This is a genomic window from Sinorhizobium sp. Y406, assembly GCF_058732025.1.
In genome coordinates, this window is sequence record NZ_CM178975.1 from 1729689 (window position 1) to 1745314 (window position 15626).

The window sequence follows — 15626 nt, forward strand, 5'->3', positions numbered from 1 at the left end:
ATTCCCTGCCATCTGCCCGGCCCCTTCGGGGAGCCGGGCTTTTTTCGACCTCTCGGCACCGTCCCCCCACGAAGACCGGTCAGACGGTCCGGATCATATCCCAGATCTTCTCGCGATCCCTGATGCCCGCTTGGTATAGCTCGATGACTTTTCTGGCGAGCTGGTCGGCCTCTTCGCTGCCGATCGCCAGGTTGCGCTCCCGCAGGGCCCTGTCGAGCACCTCCTCGAGGATCACCAGTTCGTCCGGGTGTATGCGATAGTCGCGAAAACTATTGAACACGGCCGGTCTCCTCTCCCTGCGGAGCGAGCTTGGGCGTAATACTAACATGCGAGCGCCCTCGATCCCGCTTTTTCGCCGCCTATTCCGCATCCGCCGAAAGGACCGGCGCGTAGTCGGAGCCATCCACGAGCCGAGGCCGCCCGTCGAGCATGAGTTCGCTGATGCGTGCCGGCGTGCGGGCGATGAGCTTGCCGCGGCGGATCACGGCGAGGCGGCTGGGTCTCAGGCGCAGTGCCTCCAACGGGTCGCGCGCCTCGAGGATGATGAGGTCGGCGTTGCAGCCCCTGTCGAGGCCGTAGCCCACGATCCCCATGGTCCTTGCCGAATTCACGGTCAGCGCATCGAAGATCTTCTTGCGGTCCTCGATGCCGGCCATCTGGGCGACGTGGATCGCCATATGGCCGACCTCCAGCATGTCGGCCGAGCCCATCGCGTACCAGGGGTCCATTACGCAATCGTGGCCGAAGGAGACGTTGAGGCCCGCCTCCATCAGCTCGCGCACGCGGGTGAGGCCGCGCCGCTTCGGATAGGTGTCGTGGCGGCCCTGCAGCATGATGTTGATCAGCGGATTGGCAATGACGTTGATCGCAGCCTCCGCCATCAGCGGAATGAGCTTGGAGACATAGTAATTATCCATGGAATGCATGGAGGTCAGATGCGATCCGGCAACGCGGCCGTGAAGCCCGAAGCGGATCGTCTCTTTCGCCAGCGATTCGATGTGGCGCGACATCGGGTCGTCGGTCTCGTCGCAATGCATGTCGACCGGCAGCCCGCGCTCGGCGGCAATGCGGCAGAGCGCTTCGACGGAAGCCGCTCCGTCGCTCATCGTGCGTTCGAAATGCGGGATGCCGCCGACGACGTCGACACCCATGTCGAGCGCCCGGTTCAGGGCCTCGACGGCGCCGGGCGAGCGGTAGTAGCCATCCTGCGGAAAGGCGACGAGCTGCAGGTCGATATAGGGGGCGACCCTGTCGCGGACTTCGAGCAGCGCCTCGACCGTCACCAGCCGCGGGTCGCTCGTGTCGACGTGGCTGCGGATATGGAGAAGCCCCTGCGCGACCGCGAGGTCGCAATAGCGGAGCGCCCGCTCGACCACCGCCTCGCGCGTCAGCGTCGGCCGGAGCTCGCCCCAAAGCGCGATGCCCTCGAGAAGCGTGCCGGAGCGGTTCAGCCGCGGCCGCCCGAGCGACAGCGTCGCGTCCATGTGGAAATGGGGATCGACGAGGGGCGGCGAAACGAGCCGGCCGGTCGCATCGATTTCCTCCCGCGCGGCCGCTTCGATCGCAGGTGCCACTTCGGCGATCTTGCCGCCCTCAATCCCGATATCGACGCAGCTGCGGCCATCGGGGAGATTTGCGTTCCGAATGATGAGGTCGAACATGGCGGTCCCGATTGAAAGAGGGGAATACGAGGTCAGAAACAGTTCTGCGGCGCCGGCGGGCAGTTCCATCTCGGAAACAAACAACCGCATTTTGACCGCTTCCACTATTGCTTTCAATGCTTGCGATGTCGTAAAATGCAAGCAACGCAATCAAACTAAGGAGTGCGTAGCAATGCCCTCTATCACCATCCGTAACGTCCCGGACGACGTGCATCGCGCGATCCGGGTGCGAGCAGCGATGCATGGCCGCAGCGCAGAAGCCGAAATCCGCGACATTCTGGAAAAGGCCGCAAAGCCGGAAGGACGTTTAAAGCTCGGTTCGTTGCTGACGTCTATCGCCCGCGAAGCGGGCGGACTGACCGACGCGGAAGCCGAGCACTTCAACCAGCTCCGCGACAAAACCCCGGCCGATCCGGTGAGCTTTGAATGATCGTTCTCGACACCAACGTAATTTCCGAGTTGTGGAAGGTTGCGCCGGACGCCAACGTGCTGGCCTGGATAGACGCGCAGATGGTCGAAACCCTCTATCTGTCGGCCATTACCGTTGCCGAGTTGCGCTTCGGCTTGGCGACGATGCCGGAGGGCCAGCGGCGCACGATCTATCAGGATCGTTTGGAGCATGACGTTTTGCCGGTCTTCTCCGGTCGGGTCCTGTCCTTCGACCTGGACGCCTCGCGGGCGTATGCCGATCTGATGGCGCGCGCGAGGACGACCGGTAAGGCCATCGGCAAGGCGGACGGCTATATTGCCGCCACGGCCGCCGCTCGCGGCTTGGTGGTCGCCACGCGCGACACCCGTCCCTTCGAGGCTGCCGGGCTGACCATCATCAACCCTTGGGGGATAGCGAGATGAGCAGCCGCGGCACCCCCACGCATGGACCGGCGGGCTGCCCGACATCGCTCAGTGCATTGGCGAGTGGTCATCCGCGTTGCGCCGGGGTTCCGGCAGATCGAGAAATGTGCTACTGAGTAGCAAATTCTGCTCAAAGGAGATACCCGATGAGTGTCAAATCGTCCATCTCGCTGACCGACCAGCAGGACGCGTTTGCCCGTTCGCTGGTGGAGAGCGGCCGGTATTCCAGCATGAGTTCCGTTCTTCAGCAGGGTTTGGAACTGCTCCGCCAAAAGACGGAAGCTGAGGCCGCCGAAACGGCAGCGCTCCGCGAAATGGTCCAGCGGCGGTTGAAAGGCCCGATGATTTCCACGACGGAAATGGAAAGCCGCCTCGAGGCAATGATCGAGCGGAAGCGGCGGACTGTTCGTGTGGACACTTGAATATTCCGAGGATGCCGAACACGATTTCGAGTTGATTTTCGATCATCTCTTCGGTGCCTATGTCGAACTCGGAGACTCGGCTGACGAGGCTTTGGAACGCACCGTTGAACGGATCCGTAAATTGCGTGTCGAAATCGACCGGCTCGTCGATACGCCTCTTATCGGGACATTGCGGGCCGATATCTACCCAGGGATCCGGTTTCTTCGGCGGGACAAGGCGGCTATTTGGTTTTTGCCGGCAGAGGGTAGTCACACAATCATTGTCGCGGCAATCTTCTACGGCGCACAGGATCACATCAGACATATGCTCGCCCGTATGCTGGTGGGATAAGGTCCCTGCAGCCCTCGGGGGCCGTCGGCGTACGATCTATCAGAATCGTTTGGAACGAGAAGTTTTGCCTGCCTTCTCCGGCCGGGTCCTGTCCTTCGACCTGGAGGCTTCGCGACGCCGCGAGCCGGTCAGACGCTTTCAGGCGTATGGATGTCGAACGGCAGGATCGTTTGCCCCGGCACGCCGGCGTGTCCCCGGTCGATCGCGCCGATCATCAGATTGATCGTCTCTCTCGCGAGCGCCTGGATCGGCGTTGCGATCGCCATGATCACCACCTCGTCGGCAAGTGCCGCGCGTGAGTCCGGTGTCAGCTCGTTGACGACGACGAGCAGCCTGCCCTCGAGCTTCTCCTCGCGGATTGCCGAGATCGCCCCCTCCATGCCGCCGCCGCAGACATAGAAGCCGAGCAGGTCCGGGTGGCGCTGCAGCAGGTCGAGCGTCGCCTCGTGGGTGATCTCGGCCGTTTCGAGATTGACCATCGTGTCCAGAACTTCGAACTCCGGCGCCTTCTCGCGGAAATAGGAGCGAAAGGCGATCTCGCGCAATTCGTGGCCATGATAGCGATGGCTGCCGATGAAGGCGGCGACCTTGCCGGGCCGCTTCGCCGCCTTGACGATCATCCAGGCGGCCGTGCGCCCGACCTTGTGATTGTTGAGGCCGATATAGCCCTCGCGCACGCCGCTGGCAAAATCGGAAAGAAGCGCGAAGCAGGGAATGCCGCGCTCCCGCAATTCCTCGACGGCAGCGGCGACGGCCGGATAGTCCGGCGCGACGAAGGCAATCGCCTGGTTGCGCGCGGCCATCGCCTTCAGCTTTTCCGTGATGGCTGCCGGCGTCGAACTGGCGACGAAATCGACCTGCGGTACGGCGCGGACATGGGTGAGCGACAGCGCCGCATTCTCGATTTCCATCGCAACCGCCTGATAGAAGGCCTGGTCGGGCTTCTGCAGCAGAAAGCCCAGGCGGTATTGCGGCAGGTCCTCGAAGATGCGTTGGCGGAGCAGGCCGACGGCATGATAGCCGATCGCCTTTGCCGCATCATAGACCCGGCGCGCGGTTTCCTCCCGCACCGGATGGCGGCTGTTCAGCACCCGGTCCACGGTCGCGACGCTCACGCCGGCGGCGCGCGCGAGATCGGCGATTGTCGGCCTGCTGGCCATGATCCTCCTCCTTGACAGTATTCCCTCATGCATGAGGTGCGCATTCTGATGCAATTTGAGAGAATATATCATGACTGCATTGTGGGCTGGCAGAAGTCAAATTATTCTTCCTGCATCGAACAGGAGGCGCAGCCGGGAGCGCCTACAGCGCCGTGCGTCCTTCAGGACGCACAAAGGACGCTGCAAGTTTATGAGTCCACGCATCGTGCTTTCCGAAAGTCGGTTCCGATTTTTGGGCCGATGCGCCAGGGAGGCAGGCAATGACGATTGCGACGAAACGAGATTACAGCCTGCTTGGCCGCAACGCCCAGGCGGCGGTCGAGAGCGGCCTTGCCGCGGCCGAGTGGTACCACACCGAAATCCCCCGCAAGCAGATGAAGGAGCTGATGAAGCGCGAGGACGGTCCCGCCATCCGCGACACGATCATCTGGCTCGGCAGCATGGTGGTCTTCGGCGGTCTCGGCATCGCCCTCTGGGGCAGCTGGTTAGCGGTTCCGTTCTTCCTTGCCTATGGCGTGCTCTACGGCTCGGCATCCGACAGCCGCTGGCACGAATGCGGCCACGGCACCGCCTTCAAGACGATGTGGATGAATGACGTCGTCTACCAGATCGCGTGCTTCATGATCATGCGCAATCCGGTGACCTGGCGCTGGAGCCACACCCGCCACCACACGGACACGGTGATCGTCGGCCGTGACCCGGAAATCGCCGTCATGCGGCCGCCGGATCTCGTCCGCCTGATCCTCAATTTCTTCGGCATTCTCGACGTCTGGCACGCGCTCGTCGATATGCTGCGCAACGCCTTCGGTGTGATCGGCGCTGAGGAAAAGACCTTCATTCCGGAAATGGAACGGTCCAACGCGATCCTAGTCGCCCGCATCTGGCTTGCAATCTATCTCGCGACGATCGGGCTTGCCGCCTATCTCGGCTCGATCCTGCCCCTGATGCTGATCGGCCTGCCGCGTCTCTACGGCGCCTGGCATCACGTGCTGACCGGGCTCCTGCAGCATGGCGGCCTTGCCGACGACGTCATCGACCACCGGCTGAACAGCCGCACCGTCCACATGAACCCGATAAGCCGCTTCATCTACTGGAACATGAACTATCATGTCGAGCACCACATGTTCCCGATGGTGCCCTATCACGCGCTGCCGAAGCTGCACGCGATGATCAGGCACGACCTGCCCGCGCCGAACCCGTCGATCCTTCACGGCTACCGCGAGATGATCCCGGCCTTCCTCCGGCAATTGCGCAACGAGGACTATTTCCTGAGGCGCGAACTGCCGCCGACGGCGAAGCCCTATCGCGAAGAGTTTCACGGCGGCCGGGCCGCAGAGGCCGCCGCGTAAGGCGAGCCGGCAATCGGAACACCCACATTGGAATGGAGGAAACCATGAGCTCGAACTGGATCGAGGTCTGCGCGGCCGACGAGATCGACGAGGAAGACGTCATCCGTTTCGATCACGAGGGCCGCACCTTCGCCGTCTATCGCAGCCCCGAGGACGAATATTTCGCGACGGACGGGCTCTGCACCCATGAGCAGATCCACCTCGCCGACGGGCTGGTGATGGACGACATCATCGAATGTCCCAAGCACAACGGCCGCTTCAACTACAAGACCGGCCAGGCCAAGGGCGCACCCGTCTGCGTCAATCTCCGGACCTATCCGGTGAAGGTCGAAGACGGGTCCGTCTTCATTTCGATTTCCTGAGGAAACCCGCTTCCACCGGAGGCGAGGGGAGGAGGCTAGCATGCATATCGTGATCGTCGGCGCCGGCGAGTGCGGCGCGAGGGCGGCCTTTGCCCTCAGGGAAAAGGGCTTCGACGGCCAAGTCACGCTGGTCGGCGCGGAGCCGCATCCCCCTTATGAGCGGCCGCCGCTTTCCAAGGACGGGCTTGCCGCTGCCGCGCCGCCGAAATACGTGGCTGGGGCCGAGCGCTACGCCGAGGCGGGCATTTCCGTGCTGACCAACGCCCCGGTCGCAGGAATCGACCGGGGGTGCAAGGCGGTCGTCCTCGCAGCCGGCGGGGTGATCGGCTACGACCGGCTGCTGCTTGCAACCGGTGCGCGGCCGCGGGCATTTCCCGGCGTGCCGGACAACGCCCGGTGCATCCGGATGCTGCGGACCCATGCGGATGCCGCGGCGATTCGCTCGGCGCTTCTCCCCGGGCGCAGGCTCGTGATCATCGGCGGCGGCTTCATCGGTCTCGAACTGGCCGCGACCGCGCGCAAGCTCGGGACCGAGGTCGTGCTCCTCGAAGGGCTGCCGCGGGTGCTCTCCCGCGGTGTGCCGGAGGAGATTGCCGAGATCATCGCTGAACGTCACGGGCGCGAAGGGGTGGAAATTCTCTGCAGCGCGCGGATCTCGGCGATCGAGGAGGACGAGGACGGTGCCGCCGCGCTGCTCGCCGATGGCGGCCGCGTCGCGGCCGATCTCGTCGTCGTCGGCATCGGCGCGGTGCCGAATCTCGAACTTGCCGAGACTGCGGGGCTGGCGATCGCAAACGGCATCGCCGTCGACGAGACGCTGCGCACATCCGATCCCGACATCTTCGCCGCCGGTGATTGCTGCTCGTTCCCGCTCTCCCATTACGGCGGACGACGGGTGCGGCTCGAGGCCTGGCGCAATGCGCAGGAGCAGGGAACACTCGCCGCCGCCAATCTGCTCGGAGCCGCCGAGCCGATTACGGCAGTGCCGTGGTTCTGGTCGGACCAGTACGAGCTGACGCTGCAGATCGCCGGGCTCGCCGACGGCGCGGAGACGACCACCCGGCGCGATCTCGGCGACGCCCTCATCCTCTTCCATCTTGACGGTGAGGGACGGCTGATCGCCGCGAGCGGCATCGGCCCCGGCAACATGGTCGCCCGCGACATCCGCCTCGCAGAAATGCTGATCGCCGCCGGTGCGAGGCCGGATCCGGCCGCGCTCGCCTCGCCGGATACCAAGCTCAAGAAGCTGCTCGCGGCTTGAGGTTGGTGGAGAGCGGCAGGATGACGACACCCCCTCGGTCTGAGCGTTTGGAGCGGTGGACAAGACCCCTCCCCAACCCCTCCCCACAAGGGGGAGGGGCTGCATCGCGGCACCGCTCTGCCCTTCTCGACCAGTCCACAAGTGGTTGGCGCAAAGGCAATGTGCGGAGGGCGCGGCAAGTTAAGTCCCTCCCCCTTGTGGGGAGGGGTTGGGGAGGGGTCTTCGCAGGTTTCAAAGAGCTGCAGCTCCCCTTGCGCATCTGAAAGGACGCGCAAGCCCGTAACCTCTCACTCATTTCAGATTTCCAGGAGACCTTCGTGAAACACAGCCGCCCGACCGTAGCCGATCTGTTGTCTATGAAGGGAGAGAGGCAGCTCACCATGCTGCGCGTCGTCACCCTTGAGGAGGCTCAAGCCGCCGAGGCGGCGGGGATCGATCTCGTCTCGGTGCCGCCGGCGCTGCTCGGGCCGGAATTCCGCGAGGCGGCCCCTTCCGTCTTCGCCTTTCCCGGGCTCGAATATGGCGACTGCGTCACGGCCGAGGAGTATCTGCGCGCCGCCTTCAAGGCGATGCGCGCCGGCGGTGATGCCGTCTATTGCGCGGCCGGCCTGTCGACCGTGCGGCGGCTGCGTGAGGAGGGCATTCCGGTCTGCGGTCATGTCGGGCTGATCCCCTCGAAGGCGACCTGGACCGGCGGCTTCCGCGCCGTCGGCAAGACCGCCGCAAGCGCGCTGGAGATCTGGCGTCAGGTCCAGGCGCTGGAAGAGGCCGGCGCCTTTGCGGCCGAGATCGAGGTCGTGCCCGGCGGCGTGGCGGCGGCGATCTCGAAGCGCACGTCGCTGCTGATGCTCTCCATGGGCGCCGGCAGCGGCTGCGATGCGCAATATCTCTTCGCGGATGACGTGCTCGGGCAGAATCGCGGCCACATGCCGCGCCACGCCAAGGTTTACCGCAACTTTGCCGCCGAATTCGATCGGCTGCAGCAGGAGCGGATCGCCGCCTTCCGCGAATATGCCGAGGATGTGCGCTCCGGCGCCTATCCGGAGAAGGCGCATGGGGTCGCCATCGCGCCCGAGGAACTGGAGGTCTTCCTGGCGACGATCGCGTGACCGACATGTCGCGTTTGGCGCATCTGGTGAGATGCACGGCGCTTTGGGAGCGGACAGCTTCCTCAGGAAGGTGTTAAGCCTGAGCCCTCGTGAGTCTGGCGAGGCGCACAAAAATTGCGGCATGTCTTTGTCCTTGATCGACGTCGATCAGGAATGACATGCGGGGGGCCCGCGGGTCGGAAAGAAGAGACGAGTAAGGACAGCCATGAACGCTTATGTATTGACGGTAACCTGCAAATCGACGCGCGGCATCGTCGCCGCCATTTCCGGCTATCTGGCCGAACAGGGCTGCAACATCATCGACAGCTCCCAGTTCGACGACCTCGAAACCGGGCTTTTCTTCATGCGCGTCTCCTTCATCTCGGAGGAGGGGATCAACCGAGCGGCGCTTGAGGAAGGGCTGAAGCCGGTCGCCGGCAAATTCGGCATGGAGATCTCGCTCCATGACCAGGAGGAGCGGATGAAGGTGCTGCTGATGGTCTCGCGCTTCGGCCATTGCCTCAACGACCTGCTCTACCGCTGGAAGATCGGCGCGCTGCCGATCGACATCGTCGGCGTCGTCTCCAATCACTTCGATTACCAGAAGGTCGTCGTCAACCACGACATCCCCTTCCACTGCATCAAGGTGACGAAGGAGAACAAACCGAAGGCCGAAGCGCAGCTGATGGAGATCGTCGAGCAGACCGGGGCCGAACTGATCGTGCTCGCCCGCTACATGCAGGTGCTCTCGGACGCACTCTGCAAGAAGATGTCGGGCAAGATCATCAACATCCACCACTCCTTCCTGCCGTCGTTCAAGGGCGCCAATCCCTACAAGCAGGCCTATGAGCGCGGCGTCAAGCTGATCGGCGCGACGGCGCATTACGTCACCGCCGACCTCGACGAGGGACCGATCATCGAGCAGGACATCGCCCGCATCACCCATGCGCAGTCGGCCGAGGACTATGTCTCGATCGGCCGCGACGTCGAGAGCCAGGTGCTGGCGCGCGCCATCCACGCCCATATCCACCACCGCACCTTCATCAACGGCAACCGCGTCGTCGTCTTCCCGCCGAGCCCGGGAAGCTATGCGTCCGAGCGGATGGGCTGAGGACGCGCCCCAATAGTCACCGGCGCCGTCGCTTCCAATGTCCGGACAGCGGCGGCATCTGTAATACAACGTCCAAGTTTGCGGCCGTAGGGTACAGGTGAACAACATCGTCCCGGTCGGTGGCCCCGGGCCATGCAATACCGATGTCCAGAACCTTCTTGAGAACCGGTTTGTTGGCCATCCTGCGGACGTTCGCGCCGTTTGTCCGCCGGTGCTGCGGTCCGTTTTGAAGGAGCGGCTCCAGCCGCGCTAATCACTCGTTGCTCAGTCTGGCGTTAGTCTCGAATCATCAACGGCTTCCGTTCGGAAGCCGTGAGTCATAATGCAACTGTTGACGAAACCCCTTTATGGTCGAACCTAGAACTCCAGGGCCGCTGCGTATATCAACTCTTTCATGACGAAGAATGTCCGGGTTTGGCGCACGCGGGCAGGGCGAGAGCCTGGCACCGGATTTCCAGCCCTGCACCTTCGACTTCCGAAAACTCAGCGATCTTATCCGCAAGACGAACCAATTCGAAGTTCGCCAGGCCGAGGGGCGGTCCCATCAGCACTCCGGGTGAAACAATGAAACAAGCGCTACCGCCGCAGCGGTTGCGGAGGCGGGAATGCGGCCACAGATCGTTCGGCTTTCCCCTGAGGTCAGAAGCGTCTATCAGTGCTGGCGCAAGGAAAAGCGTCAGCCGAGCTCCGAGGCTCTGCAAGACAATGATCAAAGGAAGACGTTATGGCGACCGGTACGGTAAAGTGGTTCAACGCAACGAAGGGCTTCGGCTTCATCCAGCCGGACGACGGCAGCGCCGATGTCTTCGTTCACATTTCCGCAGTCGAACGGGCAGGATTGCGCGGTCTGAGCGACGGCCAGAAGATCACCTATGAGCTGGTAAAGGATCGCAGATCGGGCAAGATGTCGGCGGATAACCTGCGGGCCTGAGCCTGATTGCGTGCGATCGCGGGAGGGCCGGGTTCGCCCGGCCGTTTGCAGCGCGAGATGTACGAGAGCGGTGCCCGGCGCGTAGCCACACCTAGACGATCAGCCGGGCCGCTCGTCCATTCTTTCGTTCCGCGTTGTTGTAGTAGCTCGCCGCTTGGGTCACCGATTTGTGCAGTGACTGCTGCATCGCTTCCGGCAGCGGAATGCCGCGGTTGGCTGCCTCGGTCAGATAGCCAGATCTTAAGCCGTGCGCGGAAAACAGCGCCGGATCGAGGCCGGCCTGTTTGGCGCGAGCCTTCAGGACCAGATTAACCGATTGTGGCGTCAGCGCCCGCCGGTCGACGTTGCCCCACTGGTCGATGCGTCGAAACACTGGCCCCTCCTTAATCCCAGCTTCGGCGAGCCAGCGCTTCAATACGGTCACCGGTCGGCCGATCAAGAGTACATGCTCGATATCGTCGTTCGTTGTGGTTTTGGTGCGGCCGAGATGAATACTGAGACAGGGCAGGGGAGGGGAGGACTTGTCGGCCGGATCGGCGTGCACAGGCTCCTCGTCGATGAGATCCTCGACGCGCAGCGCCGCCACTTCCGAGCGTCGACGACCGCCGGAGGCAAATGCGGTCAGCAGCAGCGCCCGGTCACGCAGGTCGACCAGTCGATCGCCGGCACAGGCCTGAAGCAGTTTCGTCAGGATATCGACGGTCACCGCCTTCTTGCTCTTGCGCTGGCGCGGCCGCGCACTGGCGCGCACGGCAATGCGCAGGGCGGATTTGAGCGACGGTGCGCCGAAGGCGCCGGTGAGGCCACGCCAGCGGGTGAGGATCGACCAGGAGGTCAGCCGCCGTTGCACCGTGCCCGGCGCGTGCGGACCTGAGGCCCTGAGCAGGCGCTCGGCACGCAGCCCCGCCTCGACCGCCGCCGGCATGCCGTGGCCCGGATCCTCGGCGCGCTTCACCGGATCCCAAAGGTGATGGGCGACGAATTTCAACAACAGCGCTTCCGGCGCCGGCCAGGGGAGGGGGGAGCCGGTCGCGAATTGGCACCAGGCCTCGAGGTAGCCGAGGTCGGAGGCCAACGCCCTGAGCGTGTTTTCGCCCATACCTTCGCTGGCGAGATGCTTCAGTGTCGCGACGTCGTCATCGGTCAAAAGCGCCGCGAGTTGGTCTCGCCGGTCGAACGGCAGGATGGCGTTGAGCGCATCGAGCTCTTCGGCGCGGCGGTGGAGCGCTTGGCTGTCCGATTCGGCGGCGCTATGATTGTCGATCATGGGTTTAGTCTCCGACGCTCTTGTGAGCATTCCGGAAAATCCGTGTATTCCGGAAGGGGGAAGTGTTGAAATGGCGTCGATCGTCACCGCCGCGGCGGTTTCAGGAATTTCGAAACCTATCAGGATGCCGCCGTGCGCGAGCCGTTGATCATCACCGAGAACGGCCGGCCGCGCACCGTGCTCCTCGTCTATGAGGACTATCTGCGGTTGTCGCGGCGCGACAGTCGCGTCGAGGCAACGCCCGACCTGAGCGATGCCGATCTCGCCGCGGTCGAGCAGTCCGAAATGGAGCCGGGCCTCGATCATCTCAATGCCGAGCTGCTGACGGACAAGCATGCTGCCGACTCGAATCTCGAGCTTGTAACGGCTGCCGGGTGCAACGGATGAAATCTCATGCCGCCTCGATGTCCGTGCGCGAGAAATCATTGCCTTTGTAGAGCAGCGGTTCATTGCGCATCTTGGCCAGCGCATAGGAGAAACAATCGCCATAGTTCAGACTGGCCGGATGTCGGCCCTTGCCATAGCTGCGCCAGGCTCGCCTTGCCACCGCGATCTGTTCCGCGTCGACGGCGACGATTTCGACTCCCGCCTTGTAAAGCCATAGATCGAGCTCTGCGGCACCTGCCTCGCCGAGGCGCGCCTCGATGACGATGGCGAGTTCAAGGACTGTCGCCGCCGAGATGAAGCGCCGTGGAGCGTCGACGACTTTTTGTTCGTAGGTTTCTGCTTCCGGCTCGTTGAAGGCGATCGCGACGATGGCGGAGGTGTCGATGACCATCAGCTGGGGAGCCCGTTTTCGTCATACCCCAAGATCTCGTCGGCGGAGCGGTTGTCGACAACCGGCAGCCTGGCCCAGCGCTTCCGGCTGGCGGCAAGCTCGTCGAGTAGGACATCGCGATTTCCGGCGTTTGCCAGGCGCCGCAGCCGTTCTTCGAGTGCCCGGCGAGTCGCCATGGTAATGGTTTCACCAGTTTTCTCGGCCAACGCCTTGGCGAGGCGTTCCGTCTCGACGTCTTTGATGCTGAGCGCCATTTTCGTGGTTCCTTGGTTCCTGATCGTCTATATTCTACCTCGTCCTGGCGCCGGCGCAAGCGCCTGGACCTCGAATCTAGGAGCCAAAGTCGGACCACCTGACATTTGCGCGCGGGAACTCAGTTTCAACGATCTCGGCTGCGGTTTGGCGCGAACATAGGCGATTTCCGACTGGAAGGTTTTCGCTTCGCTTGGAGTCGCGCAACATTCCGACCTTGAATGTCAGAAAAAGAAGGCCTATTTTCTGACACATGAAAGCCATTGTGACACCAGTCCCGGATCAGATCATGCGGCGCGCCCGTGCACGCGGGCGTGGTGGGGTTTTCACGCCTAGCGACTTCCTGGATGTGGCTGAACGCGCGGCTGTCGACCAGGCGCTCTCCCGACTGGTCAAGGCTGGAAAGCTTCGGCGCCTAGCGCGAGGCCTGTATGACTTCCCGAAGGTCCATCCGCAACTTGGTCCCCTTTCGCCGACTCCCGACGATGTCGCGCAAGCATTGGCGCGGGAGACCGGATCCCAGGTGCAGATCGCGGGTGCGCGTGCAGCGAACGCGCTCGGTCTTTCCACTCAGGTTCCGGCAAAGAGCATCTATCTGACCGATGGCCCCTCCCGCCGCGTCGTACTGGGCAAGCGCGTGGTCGATCTGCGTCACGCCTCGCCCAAGCATCTGATCGCTCCGGGCAGCGCGGCTGGCACAGTCGTACAGGCCCTTCGTCACGTGGGGGCGGTACGTGCTCGCGACGTCGCGCAGGTCGCGGCGCGTCGTCTTTCGGTCAGCGACAAGAAGACGCTCGCATCGACTGCGGTCCAAGCTCCCGCCTGGATGCGGCCGACGCTCGTTTCGATAGCCAATGCAGCGTCGGGTGAGATCGATGGATAAGGTAGCTCTTCTTCCAGCCGGCGATCGGGCAGCCCTCTTTGGCGAAACAGGCGCTGACCGAGGAGTCGCCAATACGATCATCGAAAAGGACTTCTGGGTCTGCTGGACCTTGAAGCGGCTTTTCGGCCTGCCTGAGAAGGATACCGCCACCCTTGTCTTCAAGGGTGGCACGTCCCTTTCCAAGGCGTTCGGCGCAATCCGCCGCTTTTCCGAAGATATCGACCTATCTTTCGATCGAGCGGATCTCGGCTATACGGGCGAACGCGATCCCGAGAAGGAAGGCATCAGCAAGAAGCAGGCGAACAAACTTATTGAAGCCCTGGTGAGCGATGTCGAGAAGCATATTGCGGAGAAGCTGTTTCCGACTCTTCGATTCGCCATCGTCGAGCAACTCGGCGAGCCGACCAAAGGCGAGTGGTCGTTGGAAATCGACGCCAGCGACGCGCAGACGGTGAACTTCCACTATCCGACTGTGCTGCCCACCTCCGAATACGAAGGCATGGCCTACATCACCCCACGGGTGAAGCTCGAACTCGGCGCGCGCGGCGATCCATGGCCCACTGAACAGAGGATCATTCGCCCATATGCGGCGGAGGACTATCCCGACTTCTTTGAAGAGCCTGAAAGCACCGTCACCGTCCTCTCCGCCCGCCGCACCTTCTGGGAGAAGGCGACTGCATTACATGCGGAGGCGCATCGCCCCGCCGAGTCTCCGACGCCGCAATATCTTTCGCGGCACTACTACGATCTGGCGATGCTCGTCGGCACGGACGAGGGCAAAGCCGCCGCCACCGATTTCGAGCTTCTCGCTCAGGTCGCCAAGCACAAGGCAACCTTCTTTCGTTCCGGCTGGGCCAGTTACGACACCGCCCGTCCAGGCGCGCTACGGCTCTTGCCGGACGAGAGGCGGATCAAGGTTCTCCGCGCCGACTACAGGGCAATGGCCCCCATGATGTTCGATGAGAGCCCGCCATCCCTCGACGAAATACTTGCGAAACTCGCGGCTCTCCAAGAAACGACAAACAAATAGCACAAGGCGACCCGGTGGGGAGAAAAGTCCATTAGTTCGTTACGATCCATTGACCTGCGCCTGATTGACGACCTCGTCGACTTCGCTCGAGGGCGCGGCTACGTGCTGGATTTCTCGGATTCAAGTTTCTCGGAATTCTTCGCCGCCGAGTTGGACATCGATATCGATGATTCGATCTATGCCGAGCACGGCGCTCGAAGGGAAAGCGACTGCGCTGCTTCCTTCTGAAGGTGGACGACGCCACAGCCATCCACACCCTACAGGCCCTGTGGGAACATCGTACGGAATTCCTGGCGCGCACCCGCCAGCAGGTTCCCGTACTAAACGCCGAGGGACGCTATCTAGGGCTTCTGGCCCGGCTGACAGGGCAGCCGACGAACGCCGGTGGGACGCCACCACGAGCAGCTTTCGATTGGCGCCTGCTCGCCGCGCTGCGGGACGAACTCGTGTGTGTCGCATCACTGCAAACCCATGAGCGAGGCTATGCCTTTGAGAGCGAGAGGGGTACGTGGGGCAGATTTGCCGACGCCGCTACCGCGGCCACAATGCAGCCGAAAGCCATCGGTTCCTGGTCTTCACCAGCGGCCAGAAACGCCGAGTCGCTCCGGCGATCAAGCGCGAGATGCGGCGGCACTCGGTGATCGAGCCGGTCATCGGTCATCTCAAGGCCGAGCACCGCATGGGCCGCAACTATCTCGCCGGCGAACACGGCGACGCCATCAACGCCGACTGGCCGCCGCCGGCTACAACTTCTCGCTCCTCCTCGACTGGCTGAGGATGCCTTTGTGGCTGCTGCTGGCTTGCCTCCACAGCGGAACAAAAGCCGCGCCGTTTAAGCCCGCTTATTGTTCACGGCCGACTCATTAGATGCCAAATAACAGTTGATGG

Annotated in this window: 18 protein-coding genes and 3 pseudogenes; 15 read left to right on the forward strand and 6 right to left on the reverse strand. The window is 63.0% G+C overall.

Features of this window, described 5'->3' with window-relative positions; genetic code table 11:
• Nucleotides 1–79: 79 nt before the first annotated feature.
• Complete coding sequence (locus AC4P1R_RS24970) at nt 80–280, reverse strand: hypothetical protein (RefSeq protein ID WP_492178190.1); 201 nt, start codon at nt 278–280, stop codon at nt 80–82.
• A 79-nt stretch (nt 281–359) separates the two neighbouring features.
• On the reverse strand, nt 360–1661 hold the full coding sequence (locus AC4P1R_RS24975; RefSeq protein ID WP_492178191.1) for an amidohydrolase family protein: 1302 nt from the start codon (nt 1659–1661) through the stop codon (nt 360–362).
• A gap of 172 nt (nt 1662–1833) precedes the next feature.
• On the opposite strand from AC4P1R_RS24975, the gene AC4P1R_RS24980 reads away from it, so the two are divergent.
• The 4 genes from AC4P1R_RS24980 (at nt 1834) to AC4P1R_RS24995 (ending at nt 3266) form a co-directional block, all read left to right on the forward strand.
• Nucleotides 1834–2091, forward strand: coding sequence for a FitA-like ribbon-helix-helix domain-containing protein (locus AC4P1R_RS24980; RefSeq protein ID WP_492178852.1), 258 nt, complete (start codon nt 1834–1836; stop codon nt 2089–2091).
• A complete protein-coding gene (locus tag AC4P1R_RS24985; RefSeq protein WP_492178192.1) occupies nt 2088–2513 on the forward strand; it encodes a type II toxin-antitoxin system VapC family toxin in 426 nt (141 codons plus the stop codon). Before AC4P1R_RS24980 ends, AC4P1R_RS24985 begins: the two co-directional genes overlap by 4 nt.
• A 146-nt stretch (nt 2514–2659) precedes the next feature.
• On the forward strand, nt 2660–2935 hold the full coding sequence (locus tag AC4P1R_RS24990) for a type II toxin-antitoxin system ParD family antitoxin (protein ID WP_492178193.1): 276 nt from the start codon (nt 2660–2662) through the stop codon (nt 2933–2935).
• A complete protein-coding gene (locus AC4P1R_RS24995; protein ID WP_492178853.1) occupies nt 2916–3266 on the forward strand; it encodes a type II toxin-antitoxin system RelE/ParE family toxin in 351 nt (116 codons plus the stop codon). Before AC4P1R_RS24990 ends, AC4P1R_RS24995 begins: the two co-directional genes overlap by 20 nt.
• Nucleotides 3267–3394: 128 nt before the next feature.
• Here AC4P1R_RS24995 and AC4P1R_RS25000 read toward each other — a convergent pair whose 3' ends face one another.
• Nucleotides 3395–4426 carry a LacI family DNA-binding transcriptional regulator gene (locus AC4P1R_RS25000; RefSeq protein ID WP_492178194.1) on the reverse strand — a complete coding sequence of 344 codons (1032 nt, stop codon included), beginning with the start codon at nt 4424–4426 and terminating at the stop codon, nt 3395–3397.
• Nucleotides 4427–4686: 260 nt separating this feature from the next.
• Between AC4P1R_RS25000 and AC4P1R_RS25005 the strand changes: the two genes are divergently transcribed.
• The 7 genes and pseudogenes from AC4P1R_RS25005 (at nt 4687) to AC4P1R_RS25035 (ending at nt 10528) form a co-directional block, all read left to right on the forward strand.
• The gene (locus tag AC4P1R_RS25005; protein WP_492178195.1) at nt 4687–5775 is read left to right on the forward strand and encodes a fatty acid desaturase family protein; all 1089 of its coding nucleotides are present in this window, start codon (nt 4687–4689) and stop codon (nt 5773–5775) included.
• A gap of 44 nt (nt 5776–5819) precedes the next feature.
• Nucleotides 5820–6137 carry a MocE family 2Fe-2S type ferredoxin gene (locus AC4P1R_RS25010; protein WP_492178196.1) on the forward strand — a complete coding sequence of 106 codons (318 nt, stop codon included), beginning with the start codon at nt 5820–5822 and terminating at the stop codon, nt 6135–6137.
• A 40-nt stretch (nt 6138–6177) separates the two neighbouring features.
• Nucleotides 6178–7398 (forward strand): NAD(P)/FAD-dependent oxidoreductase, encoded by a 1221-nt coding sequence (locus AC4P1R_RS25015; RefSeq protein ID WP_492178197.1) that lies wholly within the window; start codon nt 6178–6180, stop codon nt 7396–7398.
• Nucleotides 7399–7715: 317 nt separating this feature from the next.
• On the forward strand, nt 7716–8507 hold the full coding sequence (locus tag AC4P1R_RS25020; protein ID WP_492178198.1) for a 3-methyl-2-oxobutanoate hydroxymethyltransferase: 792 nt from the start codon (nt 7716–7718) through the stop codon (nt 8505–8507).
• A gap of 205 nt (nt 8508–8712) precedes the next feature.
• The gene (gene purU, locus AC4P1R_RS25025; protein ID WP_151613145.1) at nt 8713–9597 is read left to right on the forward strand and encodes a formyltetrahydrofolate deformylase; all 885 of its coding nucleotides are present in this window, start codon (nt 8713–8715) and stop codon (nt 9595–9597) included.
• 437 nt (nt 9598–10034) lie between these two features.
• Nucleotides 10035–10139, forward strand: a pseudogene (locus AC4P1R_RS25030) (OST-HTH/LOTUS domain-containing protein); the annotation flags it as partial.
• A gap of 182 nt (nt 10140–10321) precedes the next feature.
• Entirely contained in the window at nt 10322–10528 is a 207-nt protein-coding gene (locus AC4P1R_RS25035; protein ID WP_273363457.1) for a cold-shock protein, read from the forward strand.
• Between the two features lie 91 nt (nt 10529–10619).
• On the opposite strand, the gene AC4P1R_RS25040 is transcribed toward AC4P1R_RS25035, so the two are convergent.
• Nucleotides 10620–11795: a site-specific integrase gene (locus tag AC4P1R_RS25040; RefSeq protein ID WP_492178199.1), complete on the reverse strand. Its 1176-nt coding sequence runs from the start codon at nt 11793–11795 to the stop codon at nt 10620–10622.
• Between the two features lie 70 nt (nt 11796–11865).
• On the opposite strand from AC4P1R_RS25040, the pseudogene AC4P1R_RS25045 reads away from it, so the two are divergent.
• A pseudogene (locus tag AC4P1R_RS25045) lies at nt 11866–12182 on the forward strand (type II toxin-antitoxin system Phd/YefM family antitoxin).
• Between the two features lie 4 nt (nt 12183–12186).
• Here AC4P1R_RS25045 and AC4P1R_RS25050 read toward each other — a convergent pair.
• Together AC4P1R_RS25050 and AC4P1R_RS25055 are read right to left on the reverse strand one after the other, a co-directional pair.
• Nucleotides 12187–12573, reverse strand: coding sequence for a type II toxin-antitoxin system VapC family toxin (locus tag AC4P1R_RS25050; protein WP_151613148.1), 387 nt, complete (start codon nt 12571–12573; stop codon nt 12187–12189).
• Entirely contained in the window at nt 12573–12827 is a 255-nt protein-coding gene (locus tag AC4P1R_RS25055; RefSeq protein ID WP_151613149.1) for a type II toxin-antitoxin system VapB family antitoxin, read from the reverse strand. Before AC4P1R_RS25055 ends, AC4P1R_RS25050 begins: the two co-directional genes overlap by 1 nt.
• A gap of 287 nt (nt 12828–13114) precedes the next feature.
• Between AC4P1R_RS25055 and AC4P1R_RS25060 the strand changes: the two genes are divergently transcribed.
• The 3 genes and pseudogenes from AC4P1R_RS25060 to AC4P1R_RS25070 all read left to right on the forward strand — a co-directional run.
• Nucleotides 13115–13708: a DUF6088 family protein gene (locus tag AC4P1R_RS25060; RefSeq protein WP_492178200.1), complete on the forward strand. Its 594-nt coding sequence runs from the start codon at nt 13115–13117 to the stop codon at nt 13706–13708.
• Nucleotides 13701–14738 (forward strand): nucleotidyl transferase AbiEii/AbiGii toxin family protein, encoded by a 1038-nt coding sequence (locus tag AC4P1R_RS25065; protein WP_492178201.1) that lies wholly within the window; start codon nt 13701–13703, stop codon nt 14736–14738. The genes AC4P1R_RS25060 and AC4P1R_RS25065 overlap by 8 nt, the downstream gene beginning before the upstream one ends.
• Before the next feature lie 532 nt (nt 14739–15270).
• Nucleotides 15271–15605, forward strand: a pseudogene (locus tag AC4P1R_RS25070) (IS5/IS1182 family transposase); the annotation flags it as partial.
• Nucleotides 15606–15626 lie beyond the last annotated feature (21 nt).